The sequence below is a fragment of the Allobacillus halotolerans genome (assembly GCF_018967645.1).
Lineage (GTDB): Bacteria > Bacillota > Bacilli > Bacillales > Alkalibacillaceae > Allobacillus > Allobacillus halotolerans.
This window is the reverse complement of the sequence record NZ_JAHLZF010000002.1, coordinates 169,667-195,222: the sequence shown is the minus strand read 5'-3', so window position 1 is coordinate 195,222 and position 25,556 is coordinate 169,667. Positions and strand designations below refer to the sequence as shown.

The 25,556-nt window shown below is 38.0% G+C and carries 26 protein-coding genes; 18 read left to right on the top strand and 8 right to left on the bottom strand.

Going from position 1 to position 25,556, the window contains the following annotated elements; genetic code table 11:
* Positions 1-588 precede the first annotated feature (588 nt).
* Positions 589-1,635, bottom strand: a complete 1,047-nt coding sequence (locus tag KQ486_RS02645; RefSeq protein ID WP_375713318.1) for a C45 family autoproteolytic acyltransferase/hydrolase — start codon at positions 1,633-1,635, stop codon at positions 589-591.
* A gap of 327 nt (positions 1,636-1,962) precedes the next feature.
* On the opposite strand from KQ486_RS02645, the gene KQ486_RS02640 reads away from it, so the two are divergent.
* The 6 genes from KQ486_RS02640 (at position 1,963) to KQ486_RS02615 (ending at position 6,335) form a co-directional block, all read left to right on the top strand.
* Positions 1,963-2,292, top strand: coding sequence for a hypothetical protein (locus KQ486_RS02640; RefSeq protein WP_144163728.1), 330 nt, complete (start codon positions 1,963-1,965; stop codon positions 2,290-2,292).
* A gap of 191 nt (positions 2,293-2,483) precedes the next feature.
* Positions 2,484-2,723 carry a hypothetical protein gene (locus KQ486_RS02635; RefSeq protein ID WP_144163729.1) on the top strand — a complete coding sequence of 80 codons (240 nt, stop codon included), beginning with the start codon at positions 2,484-2,486 and terminating at the stop codon, positions 2,721-2,723.
* Positions 2,707-3,291 (top strand): hypothetical protein, encoded by a 585-nt coding sequence (locus KQ486_RS02630; protein WP_144163730.1) that lies wholly within the window; start codon positions 2,707-2,709, stop codon positions 3,289-3,291. The genes KQ486_RS02635 and KQ486_RS02630 overlap by 17 nt, the downstream gene beginning before the upstream one ends.
* A 130-nt stretch (positions 3,292-3,421) precedes the next feature.
* Positions 3,422-4,705, top strand: coding sequence for an acetyl-CoA hydrolase/transferase family protein (locus KQ486_RS02625; RefSeq protein ID WP_144163731.1), 1,284 nt, complete (start codon positions 3,422-3,424; stop codon positions 4,703-4,705).
* 172 nt (positions 4,706-4,877) lie between these two features.
* Positions 4,878-5,897: an NADPH-dependent curcumin/dihydrocurcumin reductase gene (gene curA, locus KQ486_RS02620; protein WP_144163732.1), complete on the top strand. Its 1,020-nt coding sequence runs from the start codon at positions 4,878-4,880 to the stop codon at positions 5,895-5,897.
* A gap of 159 nt (positions 5,898-6,056) precedes the next feature.
* Positions 6,057-6,335 carry a hypothetical protein gene (locus tag KQ486_RS02615; protein WP_144163733.1) on the top strand — a complete coding sequence of 93 codons (279 nt, stop codon included), beginning with the start codon at positions 6,057-6,059 and terminating at the stop codon, positions 6,333-6,335.
* Between the two features lie 1,285 nt (positions 6,336-7,620).
* Here KQ486_RS02615 and KQ486_RS02610 read toward each other — a convergent pair.
* A complete protein-coding gene (locus KQ486_RS02610; protein WP_186278677.1) occupies positions 7,621-8,439 on the bottom strand; it encodes a DUF368 domain-containing protein in 819 nt (272 codons plus the stop codon).
* Between the two features lie 197 nt (positions 8,440-8,636).
* Between KQ486_RS02610 and KQ486_RS02605 the strand changes: the two genes are divergently transcribed.
* From KQ486_RS02605 to KQ486_RS02595, 3 genes are all read left to right on the top strand, one after another.
* Entirely contained in the window at positions 8,637-9,017 is a 381-nt protein-coding gene (locus tag KQ486_RS02605; RefSeq protein WP_144161079.1) for a hypothetical protein, read from the top strand.
* 171 nt (positions 9,018-9,188) lie between these two features.
* Positions 9,189-9,677 carry a hypothetical protein gene (locus KQ486_RS02600; RefSeq protein ID WP_216686692.1) on the top strand — a complete coding sequence of 163 codons (489 nt, stop codon included), beginning with the start codon at positions 9,189-9,191 and terminating at the stop codon, positions 9,675-9,677.
* Between the two features lie 85 nt (positions 9,678-9,762).
* Positions 9,763-10,227, top strand: coding sequence for a hypothetical protein (locus tag KQ486_RS02595; RefSeq protein WP_216686691.1), 465 nt, complete (start codon positions 9,763-9,765; stop codon positions 10,225-10,227).
* Between the two features lie 466 nt (positions 10,228-10,693).
* On the opposite strand, the gene KQ486_RS02590 is transcribed toward KQ486_RS02595, so the two are convergent.
* Genes KQ486_RS02590 through KQ486_RS02575 form a run of 4 tightly spaced genes read right to left on the bottom strand, consistent with a single transcriptional unit; the run spans position 10,694 to position 13,747 of the window.
* On the bottom strand, positions 10,694-11,089 hold the full coding sequence (locus KQ486_RS02590) for a hypothetical protein (RefSeq protein ID WP_216686690.1): 396 nt from the start codon (positions 11,087-11,089) through the stop codon (positions 10,694-10,696).
* 39 nt (positions 11,090-11,128) lie between these two features.
* Positions 11,129-12,118, bottom strand: coding sequence for a metal ABC transporter solute-binding protein, Zn/Mn family (locus KQ486_RS02585; protein WP_216686689.1), 990 nt, complete (start codon positions 12,116-12,118; stop codon positions 11,129-11,131).
* 34 nt (positions 12,119-12,152) lie between these two features.
* Positions 12,153-13,004 (bottom strand): metal ABC transporter permease, encoded by an 852-nt coding sequence (locus tag KQ486_RS02580; protein WP_144161093.1) that lies wholly within the window; start codon positions 13,002-13,004, stop codon positions 12,153-12,155.
* Positions 13,004-13,747, bottom strand: a complete 744-nt coding sequence (locus KQ486_RS02575; RefSeq protein WP_216686746.1) for a metal ABC transporter ATP-binding protein — start codon at positions 13,745-13,747, stop codon at positions 13,004-13,006. Before KQ486_RS02575 ends, KQ486_RS02580 begins: the two co-directional genes overlap by 1 nt.
* 267 nt (positions 13,748-14,014) lie before the next feature.
* Here KQ486_RS02575 and KQ486_RS02570 point away from each other — a divergent pair, with 267 nt between their 5' ends.
* The gene (locus KQ486_RS02570; protein ID WP_144161099.1) at positions 14,015-15,250 is read left to right on the top strand and encodes a hemolysin family protein; all 1,236 of its coding nucleotides are present in this window, start codon (positions 14,015-14,017) and stop codon (positions 15,248-15,250) included.
* A 410-nt stretch (positions 15,251-15,660) separates the two neighbouring features.
* On the opposite strand, the gene KQ486_RS02565 is transcribed toward KQ486_RS02570, so the two are convergent.
* On the bottom strand, positions 15,661-16,548 hold the full coding sequence (locus tag KQ486_RS02565) for a LysR family transcriptional regulator (protein WP_144161102.1): 888 nt from the start codon (positions 16,546-16,548) through the stop codon (positions 15,661-15,663).
* Positions 16,549-16,674: 126 nt separating this feature from the next.
* Here KQ486_RS02565 and KQ486_RS02560 point away from each other — a divergent pair, with 126 nt between their 5' ends.
* From KQ486_RS02560 to KQ486_RS02545, 4 genes are all read left to right on the top strand, one after another.
* Complete coding sequence (locus KQ486_RS02560) at positions 16,675-17,670, top strand: YeiH family protein (protein WP_216686688.1); 996 nt, start codon at positions 16,675-16,677, stop codon at positions 17,668-17,670.
* Positions 17,671-17,734: 64 nt separating this feature from the next.
* Complete coding sequence (locus KQ486_RS02555; RefSeq protein ID WP_144161108.1) at positions 17,735-18,379, top strand: LytTR family DNA-binding domain-containing protein; 645 nt, start codon at positions 17,735-17,737, stop codon at positions 18,377-18,379.
* A gap of 130 nt (positions 18,380-18,509) precedes the next feature.
* Complete coding sequence (gene scpC / locus KQ486_RS02550) at positions 18,510-20,024, top strand: succinyl-CoA:acetate CoA-transferase ScpC (RefSeq protein WP_216686687.1); 1,515 nt, start codon at positions 18,510-18,512, stop codon at positions 20,022-20,024.
* Positions 20,025-20,136: 112 nt separating this feature from the next.
* Positions 20,137-20,505 carry a tetratricopeptide repeat protein gene (locus tag KQ486_RS02545; RefSeq protein ID WP_144161114.1) on the top strand — a complete coding sequence of 123 codons (369 nt, stop codon included), beginning with the start codon at positions 20,137-20,139 and terminating at the stop codon, positions 20,503-20,505.
* A 267-nt stretch (positions 20,506-20,772) separates the two neighbouring features.
* Here KQ486_RS02545 and KQ486_RS02540 read toward each other — a convergent pair whose 3' ends face one another.
* Positions 20,773-21,291, bottom strand: coding sequence for a DUF421 domain-containing protein (locus KQ486_RS02540; protein WP_144161117.1), 519 nt, complete (start codon positions 21,289-21,291; stop codon positions 20,773-20,775).
* 149 nt (positions 21,292-21,440) lie between these two features.
* Between KQ486_RS02540 and KQ486_RS02535 the strand changes: the two genes are divergently transcribed.
* The 4 genes from KQ486_RS02535 (at position 21,441) to KQ486_RS02520 (ending at position 25,539) form a co-directional block, all read left to right on the top strand.
* On the top strand, positions 21,441-22,556 hold the full coding sequence (locus tag KQ486_RS02535; protein ID WP_375713317.1) for an NAD(P)/FAD-dependent oxidoreductase: 1,116 nt from the start codon (positions 21,441-21,443) through the stop codon (positions 22,554-22,556).
* 810 nt (positions 22,557-23,366) lie between these two features.
* On the top strand, positions 23,367-24,062 hold the full coding sequence (locus KQ486_RS02530) for a GntR family transcriptional regulator (RefSeq protein WP_144161120.1): 696 nt from the start codon (positions 23,367-23,369) through the stop codon (positions 24,060-24,062).
* Between the two features lies 1 nt (position 24,063).
* Positions 24,064-24,747 carry a DUF2848 family protein gene (locus KQ486_RS02525; RefSeq protein ID WP_216686686.1) on the top strand — a complete coding sequence of 228 codons (684 nt, stop codon included), beginning with the start codon at positions 24,064-24,066 and terminating at the stop codon, positions 24,745-24,747.
* A gap of 6 nt (positions 24,748-24,753) precedes the next feature.
* Positions 24,754-25,539 (top strand): carbon-nitrogen family hydrolase, encoded by a 786-nt coding sequence (locus KQ486_RS02520; protein ID WP_144161126.1) that lies wholly within the window; start codon positions 24,754-24,756, stop codon positions 25,537-25,539.
* Positions 25,540-25,556 lie beyond the last annotated feature (17 nt).

Here is a 25,556-nt window from a genome sequence, read left to right as displayed (position 1 = left end):
GAAAAGGTGTCATAAAATAAGAACCCTTGTTCTGGTTGGTCTGTTTTTATGGTATAATAGAGTTATCCCTTTTCCAAACAATTAAATTTGTTTAAGGGAAGAAGATTCTTTCTTCTGGAAAGGGGTGAATAGGTATGGTTGAAGTGCTGATCATTGTTACGTCAGTCATTAATTTTGTAATAGCTATTATCAATTTTGCTGTTGCAAAAATGAACTATCGTAACAGGAAAAAGGACTCCCGCTCTGCAAAGCGGAAATCCCGGTAACTTCACAGGGTTTGAAGATTCCCGAAAGGGTTTCTTCATTCCCTGCCCATATTCTATTCTCATTATATACTCATTATACAATTAATACAAGAAAAAGACGAAGGAGCTATGATCCGAGCGATTGATAAATCTTTATAAATTCCACTCGACACATTACTCTTTTTTAAATAATTACAGATTTATTCGAAACGATACTTATCATTTTTATTGATCGGTCTCCACTTTAGCATACAAGGGTTCTCGTTGGTCATCGTGTTCTTTTGTTTGCATACGGGTGGTAATTGAATGATAAAGCCAAGGAAAGATTCCAAGGCTGAGAAATTTATAGTTTTTCCATATTCACAAAAGGTCTCGAATAATCCAGTTCGCCTTTCATTCGTTTAACAAGAACCTGGTTTCCTTGAAGCCATTTATTGAAATCAAAAATAACAGGCATGCGATTTGCACCGATGACAAGCCAAGCTTTCATCTCTTTCGGAAAGTAGGCAGATGTGTGAATGGTACCAGCGGATGCATCATACTTCTTGGAGAAAACATCATATTGAGGATCGTTCATCACACGAAAAGCTTCCATTGGGTTCGTTGAATGCTTTTGCTGTTCTTGAATGGTTTGCTCACGCTGTCTCGTTTCTTCTTGTCGATATCGATTTTCTTCATCAAGTAAATGAAAGTGATTCGTACATACATTCGATTTCCGGGCAATGACTTTTCTTGGAGAAGCTTCTATGACAAATGACTCACCACTCGGATCCAGAAGTACATAGCTAAATGAATGTCGATGTGGAATTTCTTTCAGTAAGTCGACTGCCTCTTCGACGTTTGAACAGTTCTCTAAAATCAATCGCCCAATCATATTACAAAGAAAGCCATTACCTGATTTTTTACTATGGGTAAAGTTGTAGCCCATGACAAGACCTTTTTCGTTCATCCCATCGATTCGGCCGGTAATTTGCATGGAAGGACCAAGTGTAGCGAATCCTTGATCAGTCGGTTTGTAAAATAGGTACCTTCCTTCGTAACCTACAGGATGACTGTCGTAATTTCTGACCATAAAATCTGGTTCTGTGAAAATCGAACAACCACTCCGGACGAACTCATGATAGTACCCACCAAAGAGTCGATAAGCCTCCGTCAAATTCATTTCAAGCGCATCAGCAAGCCCGTGAATTTCTTCCAAAATAGCTGGAGAAAATTGTTTCATGACCTGCTCGAAACTGTCCTGATCAATAATAAAATGACGGTCCTTCTTCGGACCCCATTGTTTTCTTCGGTTATGAATAATCGGGGAATCAAGTAGTAACTTACCTTGATAATAGCCAAAATCGTAATGGTTCCCACGGTATTGTATGACGTCGCTATAATAGTTCATGGATTTCATTCCTTGTTGTTTTCATTGTACAGTCAGTTTAATCCAAGAATGGTAAGAAGAGAATTGGAATGCTTGTGACTGTTGGATATACTTAAAAGCATAAATGGATAGAGCACAACATATAGTAATATTCCTTAATAGTCGAGTAAGCGACTTATCCAAAAGTAAATGTGAAGAAACCAACTCATTTCTGAACACATCCATATTCTTCCAGGGGTGTTTAATCAATTACCATCTCTTTAAAATTTCGTTTACACTTATTAAAGAGATAAGAATTGAAATGAATAAACCTAATACATAATTTTCTTAGAGGGTGATGATAAGGATATGGGAAATGATCCATTTAAGAAAGCAGATCGTTTCTTGTTTAGTGAAAAAGGTAAACCTGTTCGATTGATTTTAGTTATATCTACTTTCTTATTCATCCCACTTCTCCTATTTGGTAGTGAGGTGATGGTTGCCGAATTCGGAAATCCATTTTTCTTCATAGGAATTACTTTTCCATGGGTTTTATTGATTTATTTCCCCGCTGAATTACATGGTTATTTCGATGAAGAAAAAGTGACGCCGAAAGTTAATAAGCTTTATAAGGCTCTTTTTATTCTCTATGTTTTGTTTTTTTGGATTGTTGGCGGTTTATGGTTCTTCAGTGTCTAAGACTCAATTTAAATTAAAAAAAGGGAGGGGCATAGCCATCTAGAAAAATAAAAAATAGCATCAATCATATGATTCAAATAATTGATGCCGTTTTTGGTGTGGAATTTTTATTAAGCAATGATAGAGATAATAGATATCTACTCACCATTCAGTTAAAATGAATATAGACTATTGTGAAGGTGTGGGTTCTTATGCGGTATATTAAGATGTCGCAAATCGAACAAAACATTGATAAAAATCGAAAAAAAGTAAATGAACGGATTCATTCTCGTAAAGCACAACAACCACAAGTAAAAAAAATTAAGCGACGATCAGCAGATGAACGGAGAGCACTGACAGCCGTCGCTAAAGCAAGTGTAGACCGAGCCAAAAAAGAAGATAAAATGAAAATGATTGGGAAACGGAGAATGTATTATGATCCGTCTGAGTGAGTTGAAAGCAGAGTTTTCTAAGTTAAATCTGTTAAGTAAGCATGAACGTATGTTGGAGTTATGTGGGTTATTGACATCTTATTTGAGTGAAAGTAAAATAACTCCGATTATCGTTGGTGGCTTATCTGTTGAAATTTACACGCGAAATCACTATACAACGCAGGATATTGATTTGATATCAGATGGACGGGCCCAAATAGATTCCCTTCTAACCGAAGAATTAGGTTTTAAAAGGGAAGGTCGCGTCTGGTATCATGAAAAACTGGAACTTTCCCTCGAAATACCCGGCAACTTTTTAGAAGGGAATTTAGAGAAAGTCATTCAAATTGAATTAGATAGTGGCAGAGAAGTATCTGTTATAGGAATTGAAGATTTGATCATTCATCGTTTGGAATCAGCGATTGTTTCTCAATCAGCTCATCCTGAATGGACGGAAGATTACGAATGGGCGGAGCGAATGTTCTTTATCCATAAAGAGGATGATCAGATCATGGACATCGAATATCTCATGAGAAAAGCGAAGGAAACAAAAACGGATCAGCTTATCAATGAATGGTTAAAAAAGTAAATCTATATTTTGGAGGGCCTGTTTTTCTTATATCTCGTTTAACGACGGGTTTTTATTTTGATTGGAATAGATCGATCAGGGAAATATTTTATTATAGTATGATTCGTATTGACATCAAGGAGGAAATCAGATGAATTATCAAGCCTTATACAATGAAAAACTACAATCAGTCGCAGAAGCTGTTCAACATATTCAACCTGGAACCGATATTATTTCTCCGTTAGGCTGTGCAGAACCGGATGCACTGATCAAACAATTGGAGAATCATGACGGCTTAAGTGACAACCGTCTATTTACGATGTTGACCACCCGTGAATTAATTGATGTTGACCCAGATAAATTAAAGATAACAAGTTTATTTTTAGGGGCTTCTGAACGTAAAGCATTCAATGAAGGAAAAATAGATTTATTGCCGAATCACTTTTCGGATCTACCAAAATTATTGAAACAAATTGCTCGAAAACCTGTCGTGATGACTGTTGTCTCTCCGATGGATGAAAATGGCTATTTTTCAATGGGCACAAACGCAGATCATACCATTTCGATGGTGAAAGAGGCAGAGACGATTTTAGTGGAAGTCAATGAGCACATGCCACGGACATATGGCGAAAATCAAATCCATATTTCTGACGTGACAGCAATCGTTGAGCATCATCAACCATTACCTGAGTTACCTAGTACACCCGGTCAGTCAGAGAAGGATATGAAGATTGGTGACCATGTCGCTAGTTTGATTAAAAATGGTGACACATTGCAGGTTGGGTTTGGCTCGATACCGAACGCGATCATTGACAACTTGAAAGGTTACCGTAATTTAACGATTCATACGGAAATGATTCCTGAAAAGATTATCGAATTATTTAAGAGTGGAGCAGTCACGAATGAAAACAACCCATTCAAAAAAGGGAAAATGACTGCAACATTCGCTTATGGTTCGAAAAAACTATACGACTTCATGCATGAAAACGATGATATTTATATGCTACCAGTTAGCCAGACGAACAATGCATGTAAGCTGAAAGAAATCGACGACTTGGTGACTGTGAATGCTGGAGTCGAAGTTGATTTTTTAGGACAAGTAAATGCGGAAAAAGTGGGTAACACGTATTTTTCATCAACAGGTGGACAATCAGATTTCCAACTCGCTTCACATTTTTCTGAGAATGGGAGAGGTGTGATTTGCCTGCACTCCACTGCGAAAAATGACGAGATCACGAAAATTGTTCCAACGCTTCAGCAGGGTGCCCCAGTGACAACGCATAAAAATGATGTTGATTATATTGTTACGGAATACGGTATTGCAAGACTTCGAGGCAAAACAATTCGGGAGCGGACGAAGGCTCTGATCGAAATTGCTCATCCAAAATTCAGGGAGCAATTGACCAAGGAAGCTAAACACATGGGTTATTTATAAGAAAGAAAAAAAGCATGCCGCACATCTAATTGCGGCATGCTTTTTTAAGTGGTCTGAATTGACATACGAATTGGAAGCTGTGATACGCTAGAACTAGATTAATCTTAAGAAGGTCGCTGTGTTGTGATACTTATGAAAAGAAACGACTTCGATAAATTGAAAGGGGAATTCCATGACAATAAAAAATAGACAAATTACGTTAGCAGAACGTCCAAAGGGAATGCCTGATGAGCAGACATTCCAATTCAAGACAGAAGAAATCAACGAAATTCAGCAGGATGAAGTTTTACTTCGCACCCTATATGTTTCCGTCGATCCATATATGCGTGGAAGAATGGTAGACGCAGAATCGTATATTGAGCCTTTTCAATTAAATGAAGTCATCGAAGGCGGTTCAATCGGTGAAGTGATCGAATCGAAGTCAGAGCATTACACAGTTGGTGACGTTGTAATCGGAAACTTTGGCTGGCAAGAATACTATGTCGCTCAAGCGAATGAAATTCGTAAAATTGACCCATCAGTAGCTCCAATCTCGACACATTTAGGAATCCTAGGTATGACGGGATTGACGGCTTACTTTGGCTTGTTAGATATTGGCCAACCGAAAGAAGGCGAAACGGTAGTCATATCTGGTGCAGCCGGTTCCGTCGGTTCGATTGTCGGACAAATTGCTAAAATCAAAGGTGCACATGTTGTCGGCATTGCGGGATCTGATGAAAAGATTCAGTTTTTAAAAGATGAATTAGGTTTTGACGAAGGAATCAATTACAAAACAACGAAAAACTTAGCAGAAGATTTAAAGAAAGCATGTCCGAATAAGGTCGATGTATACTTTGATAACGTCGGTGGAGAGATCTCTGATGCCGTTCTATCACAGCTGAATACATTTGCTCGTGTTCCAGTATGTGGTGCAATCTCGACATATAACTCGGAAGAAGCGGACCTGGGACCACGTGTACAAACAACGCTCATTAAGAAAAGTGCAATGATGCAAGGGTTTACGGTCGGTAACTATACAGACCGCTTCAAAGAAGGTGCCGTGCAATTAGGTAAATGGCTACAAGAGGGCAAGTTGAGTTATCGTGAAACAATTGTTGAAGGTTTTGACAATATTCCAGAAGCATTTTTAGATCTGTTCAAAGGTAACAATATCGGAAAGTTATTGGTGAAAGTCTCTGACAAAAGTCAATAACATGAACAAAACCGTGAGGCGGGGACAAAACTCAGTAAATTGAAAAAGCGTGGTACTTACCGATTAGGCAGGTACCACGCTTTTCTATATTATCGTTTATTTTTAGTTAACCTTTACAAACACTATTTTTTCCAACAAAAAAGAAATGAGTGAATTACTTTGGTATTGGTTTTAAAGAAGAAATTAAAATTATCAGATGAACAAAGAAAAATTTTAAATTGGTTGATAGTAAATCAACAAGCTACACCTTACTTAACGTGGAAAATATTCTTTATGGAAAAAGAAAAGCCTAATCCAGACCCTCGTGTATTTCTATTTGATAACTTATCTTTTCCTGAAAAATCCGAAGTCGAATTAGTTCTTGCAAGATACTTTTCAAGAAGTTATCGAACTTGTCGTGTTCCTAATGATTTTGAAACTTTACTCTATGAAGAATAAGGGTGGTTATATGAATAGAGAAAAATAAATTGAACAGTTGAAACAAACTTTGGTTGAAGCTTATCTTTACCATGAAAAAAAGAAAAGTTTGTTTATCATCATGAAGTTAGAAAAAAGAAATCAAAACACTCTATGAGAGCTTGTTCAATGATTTCGACCAAAAATTAGATCATTACAGTACAACTTTACTAGGGTGATAAAATGAAATTTTGCAGAAGGTGTTTAATGGAAGTTTCTGGAAGTACAAATTTATGCCCCTCATTGTGGCGGTCCAAATTCAATGAACAAAATTCCTGTTAAGCTATCTTTGTTTATCTGGTCTTTATACTTGGGTGGATTCATTAACGGAATAAAAAAATAGCAAGATCTAAAACTAGTTCTATATGGACCCTACATAATTTCAAAACAATCAGTTTAAGTTTAAAACGTTAGAATCTTGTAGATTCCTATAAAGAAAGACACTCTTCTTAGTTTGATTACATATATAGTAAAAAAGGTCTATATTTTTAAAAATTCTCATTTTTTCATTAATTAAATTGTTACTATGTGTTAAGATTTCATTATTTTGACAAAGTTATAATAATAAACTTAGAAATGGAAACACCCCTAAATAATCAGGGGTGTTTCTATCCAATAGTTATTGATCCGTAGAAAGAGGATTATTAGGGTTATGAACTTTACCATATCCTGTTCTAGCAACATATGGGTCTGGAGAAATTAGATTAGTGTTACCCCAACCACTCTTGGCCATAGTTGTTCCAGTTCCGTAAACGGTTACTACACCTTGTCTAGCAGTACCGTTCCTTTTTTGTAGCCATGCTCTCGTAAAGTGATGAACTCCCCATTCAGTTTTACCGACTGCACGCTTCTCTCGAGTTTTAGCAGTGCCACGGACTTCTACCCAACCCTCGTGTGACGGATAATATTATTTCTAAAACTAGTAATAAACTTGAAAATATTAAATTGTTTTTATTAAATAATACTTTTATAATATATTATTCGCACTTCATATTTTCTGACTTAATTCTAAAATTAGTTTTATTAATTTTTATTAATATTGTAATTGTCACACCAATTTTAATATATTCAAAAGTAAGTAATTTTAGTAACCCCTTAAGTGAAAAGTTATATTCATAAAGTAAAATTTGATAATTTATTTCATTAAATTCTCTGTGCAAAATAAAATTTTTATTCAGAAGTTTTATTTTGCACAGATGTCTTTTTATATCATATACTCATATTCTACATACCGAATAAAAGAATCTGAAAAATAATGTTACTAAGATTAATCATGTTGAGTTTGTTTTAATGTGACTATCAATATGATTCCAACAATAAACGTAACCACTGAAATTAAAATAGTTGAGGTATTAAATGAACTTTCTAAGTTATTCAAAATTGCATAAATAGAACCACTTACTAACCCTATTATTGCTGCGTAGGTTTCTATCATGTAATTTGATAACAAATACCGGATAAGTTTACTGGTGAACAGAACCCCTAGTACGATTCCTGAACCGACAGCAAAAATTATCGCCAAATCAAACGATATTAAAGAAACTGTTACTAGCTCATATAAGCCTAATATAGTCAAGATTAAAGCGCCACTCAACCCAGGTAGGACAAGAGCTGTGCTCGCAATAAACCCTGCCACAACAAAGAAAATATAGTCACTCATTGATAAATTAGTCGAATCAATTTCAACAATACCGTTTAATGCTTGGCTGACTAATACAAGAATAAAAAACAGTACAATTATTACATAATGTTTTAATAAGAGTTTGTTTTTTGATAGAAAAACCGTTTCTTTCCAAAGGTAGGGTAAAAAACCTACAATAATACCTGTAAATAACATCAGCGTGGGTGTGCGATAAGTATCTAATAAATAATTTATAATAAATATGGAAAATACAAACCCAATAACCATACCTGTAGCAAATGTGATTAGAAAAGGTAATACCTCTTTTCTTTTTTTTGTTGTTAATAAGCTTAAAGAATAAATTAATCGTTCATATATTCCAAAGATCATTGCTACCGTACTTCCACTTATTCCAGGTACGGTTTCAGTAATTCCAACTGCGATACCCCGTAAAATAATTCCCACGTTCTTCAACACCTTATTCATAATATTATTTGTAAAATCACGTTATTATAGAGTGAAATTTCTTTCGTTTTATAGTATCATATTATGACACTGATACTTCTTATAATTTAATTTAATATACTTAAAAAAAATATTAAAATCAAACTCATATTCAAGGAAAAAGTGTTTGGACGAAGAGAGTTTAGAATAAAACAGAGATGGAAGCTATTAATAAATATTATGAATGGATTAATGAAGAGTGTCCTATTGAAATCATTTCTTTTAAGGAAGCAGATGGCTGCTCAGATTTTATAGGTGTTGATGGTGAGATGTATTTCATCCTTGATTACGAAGATTATTTTCAAGCATACGGAGTGAACTTCTTCACTATGGCTTGGGTAGAAGAATATTGGGAAGATGTTGCATTCTTTTTCGTTCGTGATGAAGCAGTCAAATACACTAAATATCAATCACACAATCTACATCATCCTAGAGTGTTTTCACATCATTTAGGATATGCTAATCAAGGAGATTTGCCACATTTTTATGAGTTATTGATGAAAATGAGTAACCAATTAAAATATGATTCAGGCAAGTAAAAATTAATTGAATATATCCACCTTCGTATTCTATGAGAAGTAAAACCGTACTCTAAAATTAGGGTGCGGTTTTATTTTTAAAAAAATTTTAAATTTGGTTTAGAAAACTAAGTTAAAACCTCTTTATTAAATAGATGTACGGTACATCAAATAATTATAAGGAGTGGTATTATGGCAAGACTTGTTGATGAAGGTTGGATGAGAACAACGAAAAGCCCGAGTCAGCTTAACGATATGGCTGAACTGTGTGACGAACAGTATTATAACGGGTATTATGGTGTTTCTAAAAATCATATTTACAATACAGTATCAGGAGTTGTTTCTACTGTTTTTTCTTTGTTCTATAAAATGAGCAAAACTACTTCAGCTATTGGCGTTGTAGTTGATAACGTTGCGGAAATTGCTAATTCTGTTAACCGAACTCAGTTAGAAGGGTTCCTTAATGGAGAAAATATGTGTATTGAACTAAGAGATTATTGCTATGCGAATGACATTATAAATTTAGACGTTACCATGTATTACCACGAATTTCAAACTGCTGACGGACGATTAAACAGGTACCCTCGTGGTAACCCTTACGGTGATCATAAAGGAAAAGCATATCGAATCAATCGAATGCAACTTTCAAATGGACAATGGATCAGCCCACAATATGGTTAATTAAATATTCTAAAAACGCCTCTAAGGATGTTATAATAACTTAGAGGTGTTTTTACTATTTTAAAGAAACTGGGGGGAATAACTGGTGAAAAAGTGGCTTTATTTCTTTGTCATTGTTTGTGTAGCAATCTTCATTATATATACATTCTATTTTAAAGCAACAACTACCTTTAAAGAAGCCTTACCTTCCTTGTACGAAGAAAATGACATTAAAGATATTATTATTAATGAGACAATTAGGGATGACAACGGAAAAAGAATAGAAGAAAGGAGAGTATCAATTAAAGAGCAAGAGACGATAAAAAGATTATTGAAAAAGTCAGCAAATATGAAACTCAAGAGAAACAAAGGTTTTAAAAGTAAAAGTTCCCATACCACTTCGTTTTACATTATTCGTGTGAACTTTGTTCATACTAAAAAAGACTTTACCTTTAATATGGCAGATAGTGATATAATTGTAGGTGATTCAAAATACTATACCATAGTAGAAAATAACAATTTCAAACAAGTACTAAATCAAGAGGAAGTGGAATGGAAACCAGTCAAATAAGCAAAAATTATCATATATTAAGTCAGGGTACAGTTTACTTCTTCCGCGTAAGAATCAGTGAATAAATGGAAATAAATAAAGCAAGGATCGAAAAGATGAATGCTAACCAATACATACCGCAACCTCATTTCTTGTAACATTTGTATATTTCGGATATAATAAGAATAGAATATGGTCGGGAATGAAGAAACCCTTTCGGGAATCTTCAAACCCTTGAAGTTTACCGGGATTTTCGCTTAGCCGAGCGGGAATCCCTTTTCTTGTTACGATAGTTCATACTTGCAACGGCCAAATTAATTATGGCTATCACAAGGTTGATAACTGACGTAATAAGAATCAGCACTTCATCCATACCTATTCACCCCTTTCCAGAAGAAAGAATCTTCTTCCCTTAAACAATAATAATTGTTTGGAAAAGGGATAACTCTATTATACCATAAAAACAGACCAATCAGAACAAGAGTTCTTATTTTATGACGCCTTTTCTTTCAAGGTATATTTTTAAAATATTGTTCACTAAGTCAGACTTAAAACCTTTCTTCATTCCTGTTTCAGCCTCATATTTTTTCGCTAGTTCCTCTAACCCCTCAAAAACCTGAGGTTCAAGATGAAACCCACTAAAGACGTTTTTCGGTTTCTGTTTTTGAGTCAACTCTTCATAAATGTCAAACTCATTACTAATCTTTTCTGAGTTACTCTTTTCTTGTTGTTTTGTTGGTTTCTTCTGAGTGTTCTTGTTTTGTGGGCTACTGCTTGTGTTTTCAGTTTTACTTTCTTTTTCAGTTTCTTGTCCTTCAACATATGCACTTACAGCTGATTGTTGTCGTTTTTTATTAATTTTACTTACCATAAATGATGACAAACATTTAAACCAAAAAGGTACCAACCATCAAAAATTTTTTTATTGTTGGCTAAGACCTTCAGAGATAATGTTGATATTATAGGTTAGGTATTTGACATACGTATCGACTTCATCACCAGGCTTTCCAATCTCATCTGAATAGATTGGCTTCTCAAATATTTCCACACCTGACTCTTTTGAAACAGTTTCCATAGGTCTTGGATCAACATTGGATTCTAAAAATAGAAGAGGTACATTTTCTTCTTCAATGAATTTTAGTAAAGAAGTAATCTGTCCTGGAGAACCATTTTCTTCGGTGTCAACTTTCCAAATACACGCTTCTTTCATGTCATACCGGTCAAGCATGTATTGGAATGCGCATTCGCTCGTTACTAAAACTTTATTTTCTTCAGGGAGCTCTCCTAATCGATCTGCATACTCTTTTTCTAATTCACCTAGTCGATCTAAATAGTCACTTGCCCGTTTCTCATAATAGTCCTTGTTGTCTGGATCGACTTCTACAAATGCGTCCCGCATATCTTTTACCATCTGAATTCCTACGACAGGGTCAATGAAAGAATGTGGATTAATTTCTTCTTCATTTGTTGTTTCATCACGTAAATACATCGGTTCGATTTGCTCGGTTAAGCTATATACTTTAGCATGATCTTGGCCGACAGAATCAATCATTTTGAAAAACCAACCATCTTCTCCGCCTTCTAAGTTCATGCCATTATAGAACAAAACATCAGCGTCTGCTGCTTTCTTGGTGTCTTCTGGTAATGGTTCGTACTCATGTGGATCCGTCCCAGTAGGCACTAAGTTATGAACATCTACCTTATCGCCACCGACTTCTCTTACCATGTCTGTAATAATCGTAAAAGAAGAAACGACTTGCAACTTATCTTCATTTGCACTTGTTTCTTCAGCGTCGTTTGCTGAGCCTTCCTGGTCGGCGGCTGAAGTGGTGTCCTCACTTCCACATGCTGCGAGAAATACTAGAAGTAAAATTAAACTTGCTAGATACATACTCCTTAATACAGGTTTCATTATTTTCATACTCTCCCTTTATCTTTATTTATTCTTAAGCTACTTTTCTTCTATTCGATTGAAGCATTCGTCCGACGACCCCTTGCTTTGGTGAAAAAAGGAACATAAAAGCAAAAATAGCTGTTGCTACTAGTACGATCACTGGGCCAGATGGCAAATTATACGTGAAGCTGACATAAAGCCCGATCACAGAAGATGCTGCCCCAAAAAAGGCTGCTAAAAAGATCATGGTGGATAGACGGTTTGTCAGTAGATAAGCTGTGGCTGCCGGTGTGATTAGCATCGCTATGACAAGAACGACGCCCACTGTTTGAAGAGAAGCAACCGTAACCAGTGTTAGTAATACCATGATGCCGTAATGAATCATACGTACTTTTAATCCATAAGCTGCAGCCATCGTTTCATCAAAACTGGAAACAAGCAGTTCCTTATAAAATAGATAAACGGCTAATAGGACAACAACTCCAACAACAAGGGTGACAATCACATCAGAAGTACGAACAGACAACACATTGCCGAAAAGAATTTGTGTTAAGTCAATCGCACTTTGTGCAGATGTAATGAGAATAATCCCGAGCGCAAACATAGCTGCGAAGACGATTCCAATCGAGGAATCGTTTTTAATCCGGCTGTTTTGACTGATGGCTCCGATTCCCAATGATGTCAATACACCCGTGACAACTGCGCCATAAAAGAAATTGATTCCTAACATATAAGAAATCGCAACTCCAGGTAAGACGGCGTGCGAGATTGCATCCCCCATCAAAGCCATGCCACGTAATATGATGAAACTACCAATCACGCCACATATAATGCCAACCATAATGGAGGTAATAAATGCTTTTTGCAGAAATTCATACGCCATTAAATCTTGAAAAAATTCCATTACACTTCGACCCCCAAACTTGAAGGTAAGCCAATTCTCATCTTAAAGCATCTTTCCATATTTTCCGGTTGGAATACTTTGTTGACAGGTCCAGCACCGTAAAGCTCTTTGTTGATTAAAATTAAATCATCGAAGTAATTTTCGACTTTTGAAAGGTCGTGGTGCACGACGAATATCGTTTTTCCTTGATCTCGCAACTGTTTTAAAATGCGAATAATTACTTCTTCGCTGCCTACGTCAATACCGACGAATGGTTCGTCTAAGAAAAAGTAATCCGCCTTTTGCGCCAACGCCCGAGCAAGAAATACACGCTGTTGTTGCCCTCCTGAAAGTTCTGCTATTTGTCGATTACAAAAATCTTCCATTCCGACTCTTTCCAAACATTGCATAGCCCATTCGCGATCTTTCTTTCGTGGACGCTTGAAAATTCCTCGATGCGGATAAGTCCCTAACAATACAACATCCTTAACAAGAATAGGGAAATCCCAATCGATATTATTTCGTTGTGGAACATACGCGATTTCTTTCCGAACACGGTGAATCGGTTCTCCAGCTATTTCAACATGACCATCGTCTTTAGGAATTAATCCCAGAGCAGCTTTCATCATGGTGGATTTACCGGCACCATTCGGGCCGACAATGCCGATCAGATTCCCCGTATCAAAAGAGCACGAGACATCTCTTACCACTTCGTTTCCATAATAAGAAACAGTTAAGTGATTGAATTCTACTGTACGTTTAATGACGCTCACCTTCTTTTACAATTTTATAAAATAGACGAGTTGCCTAAGGAAAATAAAGTTTCCTAAGGGAAACATTTGATTAGCTGTATTATAATCAATTTTTATTTTTTTGTAAAGGTGTTTTTGGATAAAGTCGAAAGTTAACCGCTTTATCATGTGCATCATTGCTAGAACGCGTTTATAATTTCAATAAAAGTGAAATGTAAATAACAAAGAGTGGTTATAGTAAGAAGCATACATACTTATCTAGATGGAGGAGAGCGAATCATGATCATAGCCATCATTTTATTGCTGTTTGTTTCACTGTTTTTCTCAGGTAGTGAAACAGCATTAACAGCTTCCAATAAAATGCGTTTACGGACGCAATATAATCAAGGGAATGCGAAAGCGGGTAAACTATTGGACTTGGTATCGAAACCGAGTGAATTCATAACGACGATTTTAATTGGAAATAATATCGCAAACATTTTGCTGCCAACCTTAGTGACGACATTCGCCATTCAGCAAGGCGTCAATGTTGGAATCGCATCAGCCATCTTAACCATTACCGTTATTGTGTTCGCTGAAGTTTTTCCGAAATCGGTTGCTGCTACTTTTCCTGATCGGATCAGCATGCTTGTCTATCCGATCATTCGGTTTTTTACGTTTATTTTCAAACCATTCACGATCGTATTGAATTGGTTAACAGGCATGCTCACGAAAGCTTTGTCGAAGGGTCAGAAAAACGTTAATACCTATTCAAAAGAAGAGCTTCGGACAATGGTGGAGATGGCCGATTCAGAGGGAACGTTTCAGAGAGAAGAATCAAGCCGTATCATCGGGGTTTTGGATTTTAACCGATTGAATGTAAAAGATGTGTTAAAGACACCGCGTGTAGAAATCGTTGGCTTGCCACATAATTCAACGTATGAAGTAGTGAGAGAGATTGTCATCGCTAATCCATACACCCGGTATCCTGTTTATGATGAAACGATTGATCACTTGATTGGAATCTTTCATTCAAAATTCCTTATTCAATGGTCAGCCGAACCAGAAAAAAGACTTACAGACTTCGCGGATATGCACCCACTTATTGTGTATGAGTTCCATAATAGTGAATGGGTGTTCAAGCGAATGATCAAGGAAAATAAACATATGGCCATTGTCCTTGATGAATATGGTGGAACAGAGGGCATTTTAAGTATGGAAGATATGATTGAAGCGATGATTGGACTTGAAATTGAAGATGAACTTGATCCGACAGACGATCCATTAATTGAGAAGCTCTCGGAAAATGAAATCATTTGCGATGGAAAGATCACGCTACATCGGTTGAACTCTCTATTCCAAACAAAGATTCCAGAAGAAGAGGACGTGCTGGCAGGATTTATCCTAAAAGAACTGACGGACTTTCCGAAGCAGGATCAGGAATTTGAATACGAAGGATTGAAGTTCTCCATTTTGGAGCTGGATAGACGGACGATAGGGAAAGTAAAGATTACTAAAATGAGTGAAGACGAGTGAAGCGGTTAGCTCACTCGTTTTTATCGAGAATAAATGGGACCAATAGAGAAATATATGTGCCAAGATGGTCGGATATGCATCCTGAATGACTATATATACGTCCAACTTCGGAAGATATGTTCCCAGCTTAATGAGATTTGCTCCCTAAGCTGAAATATATGGTCCCTCAGCAGACTACCGGTCTTCCAAGCTTCAACTTCACAAAAAATGCATCGACCTCGACATGAAGACGAGTGAAGCGGTTAGCTCACTCGTTTTTTCGAGAATAAATGGGACCAATAGAGAAGTATATGTGCCAAGATGGTCGGATATGCACCCTGAATGACTATATATACGTCCAACTTCGGTAAATATGATCCCAACTTAATAAAATTTGCTCCCTAAGCTGAAATATATGGTCCCTCAGTAGACTACCGGTCTTCCAAATTTTCTATTTCACGAAAAAATGCCTCAACATTGCGTTTGTTGACGAGCAAAGGAGAGGTGATGCTCGAAAAGGTTCGCGTGAATGGTTCCTTTTCGAGTGGTAGCTTCGTTAATAGATTTTGTTCCAATTCTCTTTTGCATACATGCTTGGATAAAAGAGATAGACCCATCCCTTCAATAATGCTTTCTTTAATGGCTTGATTGCTGGAAATAGACAGCATAGATTTTGGTCGTAAGCCGTTTGATCGAATGAGGTGGGAAAGATACTCCCGTGTACCCGAACCTTCTTCGCGACTGATCCACACTTGGTCTTGTAAATCATCGATCATTACGGTTTCCTTTTTGGACAACGGGTGATTCGGAGCGGCAACGATAAATAGCTCGTCTTCCATAAACGGTTCTACATGTAAATCTTTTGAGCTCGTTTGTCCCTCAATCAAGCCGAGATCGACATCCAACTGTTGAACGAGCTGAATAATTTCATCGGTATTCCCAATCGTAATATCAAACTCTACCTCAGGATAAGCCGATTGCATGCTCTTCATCAACGAAGGAACAATGTATTCTCCGACCGTAAAGCTCGCACCGATTGAAAGCTTACCTTGGACAGATTGTTGAATTTCCAAAATATCTTCAACAGTTTGCTCGTAGATTGAGAAAAGTTGTTTAATGCGTTCATAAAGCAATTCACCTGTTGGCGTAATTTGAAGCTTTTTTGGTGAGCGGATAAACAGTTCTGTATTTAATTCATTTTCCAGCGACCGGATATGCATACTGACACTCGGTTGAGAGATATACAAAGCCTGAGCTGTTTTCGTGAAATTTTTCAATTCAGCAAGGGTCATGAACGTTCGGAACGCATCAACATTCATTTAAGTACACTCCCTTTTTGCAAAAAATAACTATTAGTATTTTTAATAGAGATCATCATTATTATCTATTTTACTAATCAACCCCTGTTTATTAAAGTGAAAGTAGAAAAGGGGTTGAGTGTCAGTATGGATTTTTTCAAAAAAGGGTACTTTCCAGGTCTCTTCGTTGCGTTAATTTTGGCTTCGTTAGCCATTCAATTGGCGAAGCTTCCTTTCTTATCAATTATGGGACCGCTCGTCATCGCCATTTTATTAGGAATGGTCTGGCGAATGATTTTCAAAGAAAATAAGAAGCTCGAACCAGGAATCCAATTCTCGACGAAAAAACTATTACGTTTAGGGATTATTCTCTTAGGTGTGCAATTGAATTTATACGAAATTTATGAAGCAGGCTGGCAGGTTATTTTATTGGCCGTTTTTGCGGTAGTTATAGGTTTTACAGTTGTTTATGCGTTTAGTAAACTATTAAAGGTTGACCAGAAGCTTGGCATTTTAACAGCTTGTGGAACGGCCATATGCGGAGCGGCTGCAATCATTGCGACAGCACCACAAATTAAAACGAAAAATAATGATATTGCAATTGCTACAGGAACAATCGCTTTATTGGGAACCATATTTACCTTGGTGTATTCTATAGGGTATCAATATATGAACTTTACAGCTGACCAATACGGCATGTTTTCAGGTTCGACATTACATGAAGTCGCCCACGTAGTTGCAGCTGGAGCTGCCGGTGGAAGTGAAGCTGTCGATCTGGCTGTATTAGTCAAATTAATCCGTGTGGCTTTACTCGTTCCGGTCATTATTTTCATTGGATTTGTATTCGCGAAAAAAGAAAAAGAGGAATCATCGAAACGTTTTTCCTTATCGATGGTGCCTTGGTTTATTTTCGGATTTGCGATCATGAGTACGTTGAATACGATTTTTCAGATTCCAGAAAATATAGCTGACCGAATCATTGATGGATCCTATCTACTGATGGGGATGGCGATGGTTGGTATTGGATTGAATGTCCAACTGTCTTCGTTCAAAAGCAATGGAATCAATGCGTTAAAGGCGGGATTATACGGATCGATTATTCTTTCGTTACTTACCTTTATTCTTATTCAATGGATCGGTTAAGTCAGAAAGCGTTCATATTTTTGATAAAATAAGAACGATAAATAGCGTAAACTAGGTGATGAACATGTTAAACATCCGTGCAGAAACGTTGATTGATATCATCGGTGATTTATACACCGAGGAGACATCAATCGTTCTGTCTGACACTAAAAATTATCTTTATTATCGACCGAGTGAGCGGATCGATTTGAAAATCAAACCCGGTGACCCAGTCGTTGAAGGGACCATTACAGCGAAAGCTTTAAAGTTAAAACAAAAGGTCTCGGAATACATCGACCGTGATGTGTTTGGTGTTCCTTATTACGGCATGGCGGTACCGTACAAGCATAACGGGCGAATCGCGGGGTGTGTGACTGCTGTTTTCCCTGCTTTAAGTGATGCTTTATCCGTGGTGACGGTACAAGTAGCGGATGGGTGGATCCCGATGCCTTTTGAAGATATTTTGTATATTGAAGCAAAGAACCGTAAAACGTACGTGATCGGCAAGAACACATCTGGGACACATCGAAATTCGCTGAATGAATTCGATTTTTTCTTGCCACGAGATCGTTTTATTCGATGTCACCGTTCGTTTGTGATCAATATCCATCATATTGAAGCAATTTATCCGAATACTCATTCGACATTTGAGCTGAAAATGAAGAACGGCGCAAAGATTCCTGTCAGTCAAACACACTCTAGTTATTTCAGAAAATTGCTAGGATTTTAATTTGCTGGCTCATGCATAAATCTACTGTTTCGATCATGAAGTGGAAGCGTCTGTCCGAAAACGCCCCTCAACACCAATAAATTGGGTAAACTATATATGAAAAGGTTTACATTGAAAGGCGGGGTGTTTTATGGAAAAGGGTTATGAACGTATTCACCAGCCGGAACTGCGAAATAATGTCGTATCAGCGGAGGAAGCTGCTTCCTGGATTCAGGATGGTATGACGTTAGGGTTGAGCGGTTTCACACGAGCTGGCGATGCAAAAGCAATACCTTTCGCACTGGTAGACAGAGCGAAAACGGACCCATTAAAAGTAAACGTTTACACAGGAGCTTCTTTAGGCTCTGATGTGGATAAATTATTTGCTGAAGCGGGAATTTTAAACAAACGTTTGCCATTCCAAGCGGATGCAACGATGCGTAAAAAATTAAATGATGGTGAATTTTATTTTGTCGATCAGCACTTGTCTCACACATCCGAAATGTTGCGTCAAGGAACGTTAGACAAAATTGATTACGCTATTGTGGAAGCGGTATCTATTTCAGAAGATGGTATGATTATTCCATCGACATCGATTGGAAACTCTGCTATTTTCGTAGAGTATGCTGATAATGTTTTAATCGAATTAAATGTGGCACAGCCAACTTCTCTTGAAGGGGTTCATGACTTGTTTTCATTAGAGAAACAAGGCGAACGCGGACCAATCGATATTACGAAACCAGAAGATCGAATCGGTGTAAAAGGAATCAAAGTCGATCCAGCTAAAATCAAAGGAATCGTCTTCACAAATCAAGCGGATTCTCCATCTCCAATTGTTCCCCCAGATGAAGAGACAAAGCTGATGGCTGGCCACCTCATTCGTTTTCTTGAAAATGAAGTCGAAGCAGGTCGATTAACCAAGAACTTGGCACCACTTCAATCCGGAATTGGATCCATTGCGAATGCGGTTTTACACGGATTATTGGATTCTGATTTTGAAGATTTGAAGGTTTACTCAGAAGTATTGCAAGATGCGGTGTTCGATTTGATCGATGCTGGTAAAGTTAACTTTGCCTCTGCATGTTCCATCACATTGTCAGAAGAAAAAATGAAAAAAGTTTTTGAGAACTTCGAGGAATATAAAGATCGTCTCGTTATGCGTGCGCAGGAAATTTCCAACCAGCCGGAATTAATCCGTCGAATGGGCTTGATTTCCATCAATACAGCGCTTGAGTTCGACATTTACGGAAATGTGAACTCCACACATGTCGGTGGAACGAAGATGATGAACGGAATCGGTGGTTCTGGTGACTTTGCGAGAAACGCACGCCTTGGAATTTTCGTAACGAAATCCATTGCGAAAAATGGCGATATCTCAAGTGTCGTGCCATTTGTTCCCCATGTGGATCACACGGAACATGATGTAGACGTTCTCGTTACCGAGCAAGGATACGCAGATCTTCGCGGTCTTGCACCGAGAGAACGTGTAGAAAAAATTATTGATAACTGTGTGCATCCATTATATAAAGAACAACTTCGTGAATACTATGAAGAAGCAAAAACACGTGGCGGACAAACACCACACGTATTGGAAAAAGCATTATCTTGGCATACGCGGTTTGCGGAAGAAGGAACAATGCTCGAGAAACAACCTGCATATGTATAAATAAAATAGAGCAATATGAAGAAAGTGGCTATCAATTGATAAAAGATAGCCACTTTTTTGCGTTTTTAATCGAATACATATCATAAGTCGTCCATCATAAGGAGTGAATAAGGTGGAAGAAGAATTAAATCGAGCAATGGTATTACGAAAAAATGGAGAGTTCAATAAATCAACCGTCCTATTGATCCGTTTAGCTGAAATCTATCCTTTTTATGCTTCCATTAACTATGAATGTGCACAAAGTTTAATGTTAGTGGGAAAGGAAACAGAATCTGTACCTTATTTTGAACGTGCCATTCGTTTAGGATTGCCTTCAGAGGCGTTAGCGGACACGTATATCAGTCTATCTCATGGCTACCAATTGATGGGAGATAAGGAACGAGCAAGAGACGCGATTCAAAAAGGCAACCAAATAAAACAGAATCATCGTCATATGGAGAAGAGTCATGCTGCTGTTCCAAGAAGTACAGTTAAAAAATAACTTCAACTATATCTCGTAAAAATGCTCCTTCTCATAGTGACAAACTATTTGAAGAAGCATTTTTCTTTTTAATCTTCTTCCGAAAGAAGACTCCTCTTTATGCGTTTGCAATGATGGGTGCAGTTCAAAGCAGACAACTCAAAACCAGGCCGGGTCTGTCAAGCATGTAAAAGATCATCGAGAATTCGTCTCAACATCTGGACGCGTCTATCAAGCATGTAAAAAGGTCCACGAGAATCCGTTTCCACGTCAAATCAAATTCCCATCCTATTTTCCATCTAGCTCAGTAACATTCTGCAAAGCATTCTCATCATCATTATTTGCTTTTTTAATAATCGATAATGAACCGTTCGTCTCCATGACGACCGCTTTCACTTGATCCAACGATCCGATACCTTGTTCGCGCACAGATTGTAGGATCTCAGAACGATGGACACGATTTACCTTCATGGCATCTGTTTTATATCTTCCTTCGTAAAATAACAGAACAGGTGTTGATTTGATTAGGTTACGGAATGTTTTTGACCGAACCGATAACCATGCAACGAGATATTGCAGAAATGTCAACAGACCGAGAGCAACAATCCCCTCGGATAAGGATATTTTGCTGTTTAATATGATCGTTGCAAATGTGGAACCAAGGGCAACGGTAATAATTAAATCAAACATGTTCATTTTAGATAACGTACGTTTACCGGATATGCGCAAGAAAAATATTAGGAAAAAGTAACTCGAAATCCCTAAAATAAGAATTCGTATGAGTGGTTCCCAGCCATTAAAAAACATACAACCGCCTCCTATTTCTGTTTTATTTCCTTGCAACGATCCGGTTAAACAATCCAAATGATTTTAAATCGACTCCTTCCTATGTGAAAATAAAGAAATCAGTCATTCTACATATGAAGAAATGTGAACGAACGAGGAGGATAAAATATATGATTACTGTCATCGGGGCAGGTATATTGGGCGCATCCTGTGCGTATCATTTAGCTAAAAAGGGAGAAGATGTAACGATTATTGACCGAGAAGAACCTGGCAGAGCTTCACACGCGGCAGCGGGAATCGTCTGCCCTTGGTTAACTCAGCGCCGCAATAAAGATTGGTACGTGCTTGTAAAAAACGGAGCGCGCTACTATCCTGATTTGGTGAACCAACTAAATGAAGACGGTGAATCGAATACGGGATATGAAAAAGTGGGCGCCCTTCACTTGCACCGCGACCCAGCTATTATTGAAAAAATGTACCAGCGAGGTGTGGAAAGAAGAAAAGATGCCCCAGAAATCGGGGAACTTACGAAATTGAATGAAGAAGAAACACAAGCTTATTTTCCAGCGTTGGGTACGGAATTTCAATCCGTACACATTGCAGGAGGAGCTCGGGTGAATGGTCGAGCTCTGAAAGATTCTCTATTGCGAGCAGCACAAAAACATGGAGCGCGGTATGTGAACGCAGATGCAACACTTATCCGAGATGGAAATCGAGTGAGTGCAGTTCATGCCGGTCAAGAAACCATAGATGTCGACCAAGTAATTGATACGACAGGCGCTTGGTCAAATCAATTATTGAGTGATCTTGGACTTCAATTTAATGTTCGCTCACAACGTGCACAAATACTTCATTTAGAATTGCCTGATCAAGACCCAGGAAATTGGCCGGTAATTATCGGTTTAAATAAATTGTATCTATTAACAAACCGCAGCGGACGAGTGATTGTCGGGGCAACGCACGAAGACGATGTCGGTTTTGATCACCGAGCTACAGCAGAAGGAATTCATGAAATATTGAATAATGTTCTTTCAGCTGCACCGGGGTTAAACCATGCAACGTTTAAAGAAGTCCGAGTTGGATTCCGCCCGTTCACGCCAAACTCGCTCCCATTAATTGGACCAGCTCCTAAAACTGAAAATCTATTTGTCGCCAATGGATTAGGTTCCTCAGGTTTAACGAGCGGACCTTATTTAGGATATTTATTATCACAGTTAGCGACAGGGCAAGATGTAGAAATTGATCTTACCCCTTACAATGTTGAACAAGCGATGGATGAAACTTAATAAAAATAACAACTTCCTCATAAGACCAGAAAACTGGTTGACTATGGGGAGTTTTTTTGTGAATGAAAAGTTAATACGTGTCCGATAAGCGCTCTCAACAACGGAAGCGCGAGAAAATGGTCGTCTTCCGTACTCGATAGGTGCTCTCAACAACGGAAGCGCGAGAAAATGGTCGTCTTCCGTGTCCGATAAGCGCTCTCAACAACGGAAGCGCGAGAAAATGTTCGTCTTCCGTGCTTGATAGGCGCTCTCAACAACGGAAGCACGAGAAAATGTTCGTCTTCCGTGTCCGATAAGCGCTCTCAACAACGGAAGCGCGAGAAATCGGCCGTCTTCCGTGCTCGATAGGCACTCTCAACAACGGAAGCGCGAGAAAATGGTCGTCTTCCGTGCTCGATAGGTGCTCTCAACAACGGAAGCGCGAGAAAATGATCATCTTCCGTATTTGATAGGCGCTCTCAACAACGGAAGCACAAGAAAATGATCGTCTTCCGTACTCGATAGACGCTCTCAACAACGGAAGCACAAGAAAATGATCGTCTTCCGTACTCGATAGGCCATTCTCAATAACTGAAAATGCAAATACCCGCCTAATTGTATTCGGCAAGCTCCCTCCCACAGCCCAAAGATCAGCTCAATCTAACCCGTCAATATTTCTAGATAAAATTTATTTGACAATTTAGAAGGCCCTCACTTATACTGTATACATAATACAGTGCACACACAAACAGCTGTTTTATCTATTTCATGAAAGCGTTTTATTGCAGCTATAAGTTATTCATACTTAATTATTTATTCGGAGTGAAATCATTGGAACCCATCGCAAGAAGGAAAACGACAAAAGAAATTGTATATGATCAGCTCAAACGATCCATTCTCAGTGGAGAGTTAGATCCGAACCAAATGATGACTGAAACATCACTGGCTGAATCGTTACATATCTCCCGTACGCCTGTGAGGGAAGCGGTAGGAGATTTGACGAAAGAAGGATTGCTCATCCACATTCCAAGGAAAGGCTTTAAAGTCCGAAGAATCGACGAGGACGATATGGAGCAAATTCTCTACCTGAGAATATCCATCGAAATGAGAAGCGTGAAAATGCTTATTGACCATATTACGGATGAAGAATTGAAGAAGTTGGATGCCTTGATTGATGAACAACAAATAGCTATCCAAAATAACGATCGAATTCGTTATATAGAACTGGATCAAATCCTTCATCGCCATTTGCTTAAACTTTCCAACCAAAATATATTGGAGCAAATCTTGCAAGAACTCTATAATCTCACCCGACTTATCGGACATGCGGCCATTTCCAAAGAGGGACGGATGGAAGAAGTTATCCAAGAGCATAGAGAAATTGTCAATGCATTACGAGAAAGAGATGAAGAAAAGGCAGCCGATTTAATGAGACACCACTTGCTGACAACGGCGTCTTCTGTCAAAAAACAGCGTGAGCAGTTGAAAAACAACAAAGAGAAAAGCGATTCACTAGGAGGTCTTTAATATGTCTAAAACAACTTATCAACTCGATGTAGCCGGAGAAACAAAAGAGCTAGCCATTCATAAAGCTTTCTGCATCGGTTACACAGGACGAAACAAAGAAAATACTTATGCTCATATTAAAGAGCTTGCTGAAATTGGTATTCCTGAACCAAAAGAAGTGCCAATGCTTTACCCAGTCAGTGGCAACACCATCTTTCAGAATCAAGCAATGGAAGTGGTTGGTAAGAAAACAAGCGGAGAAGCAGAAGTCGTTCTTATCTTTGGTGACTCATCCGAAGACGTTTATGTAACAGTCGGAAGTGATCACACAGATCGTGGATTGGAAACAGTTGATATCAATAAATCAAAGCAAGTCTGTGGGAAACCATTTGCTACGAAAGCATGGAAACTCCAAGATGTTCTCGATCATTGGGATGAACTAGAATTAACTTCTCAGGTGTATGTGGACGGTGAATGGGTTGATTACCAACAGGATTCCTTGAAAGCTATTATGCCTTATGAAGAAATCATTCAATATATTGAAAAGGTAGAAGCGCCAAAGAAAAATAGTATTTTCTTTTCAGGAACTGTCCCGTTAAAAGACGGCTTCAAATATGGAACAGCTTTCCGTATGACATTTAGAGACCCTGTCAACAATGACGAAATCACATCAGAATACGACATCATCAATATTGAAAGGGAGTAATGAACAATGAGATTCGCTATTTATCAAATGGAAGTTGTTGCTGGTAACCCTGAAAAAAATAGAGAGAAAGTCCAGCAGTGGGTGGAGGAGCTTTCACAAGGTGAGAAGCCAGATACGATTGTTCTGCCAGAATTGTGGACAACTTCTTATACGTTGGATCAGCTTCAAGATATTGCAGACAATGCTGGTGAGCCAACTCGATCCTTCCTAAGTGATCTGGCAAAAGAGTATGACGTCAATATTGTCGGTGGCTCTGTAGCTAACAAAATTGATGGAAAAGTGTACAACACAAGCTTCGTTTTCGACCGAGAAGGTAATCTTGTGCATGAATATAGCAAAATTCACTTAGTCCCAATGCTAAACGAACCACTTTATTTAACTGGTGGGCAAGAAAAGGTCAAAACCTTTGAGCTAGAAGGGGTAAAAATGGGTGTCATCATTTGTTATGACCTTCGTTTCCCTGAATTGGCTCGCCAACTAGCTATGGACGGCGCCCAAGTAATGTTCGTCGTCGCAGAATGGCCGACACCAAGAAGAAGACACTGGACGAGCTTGCAAGTCGCAAGAGCCATTGAAAATCAAATGTATGTCGTTTCCTCCAATAACGTTGGATCTTTGAATGATGTTGAATACGCTGGTGCATCCATGATTATCGACCCATGGGGAGATGTATTGGCACAAGGATCGGATGACAAGGAAGAAACACTTACAGGATCTTTAAATCCAGATAGAGTATTGGAAGTCAGAAAAGAAGTGCCGATTTTCGATAGTCGGGTGCCACATCTATACTGATTCAACCAAAATAAAGT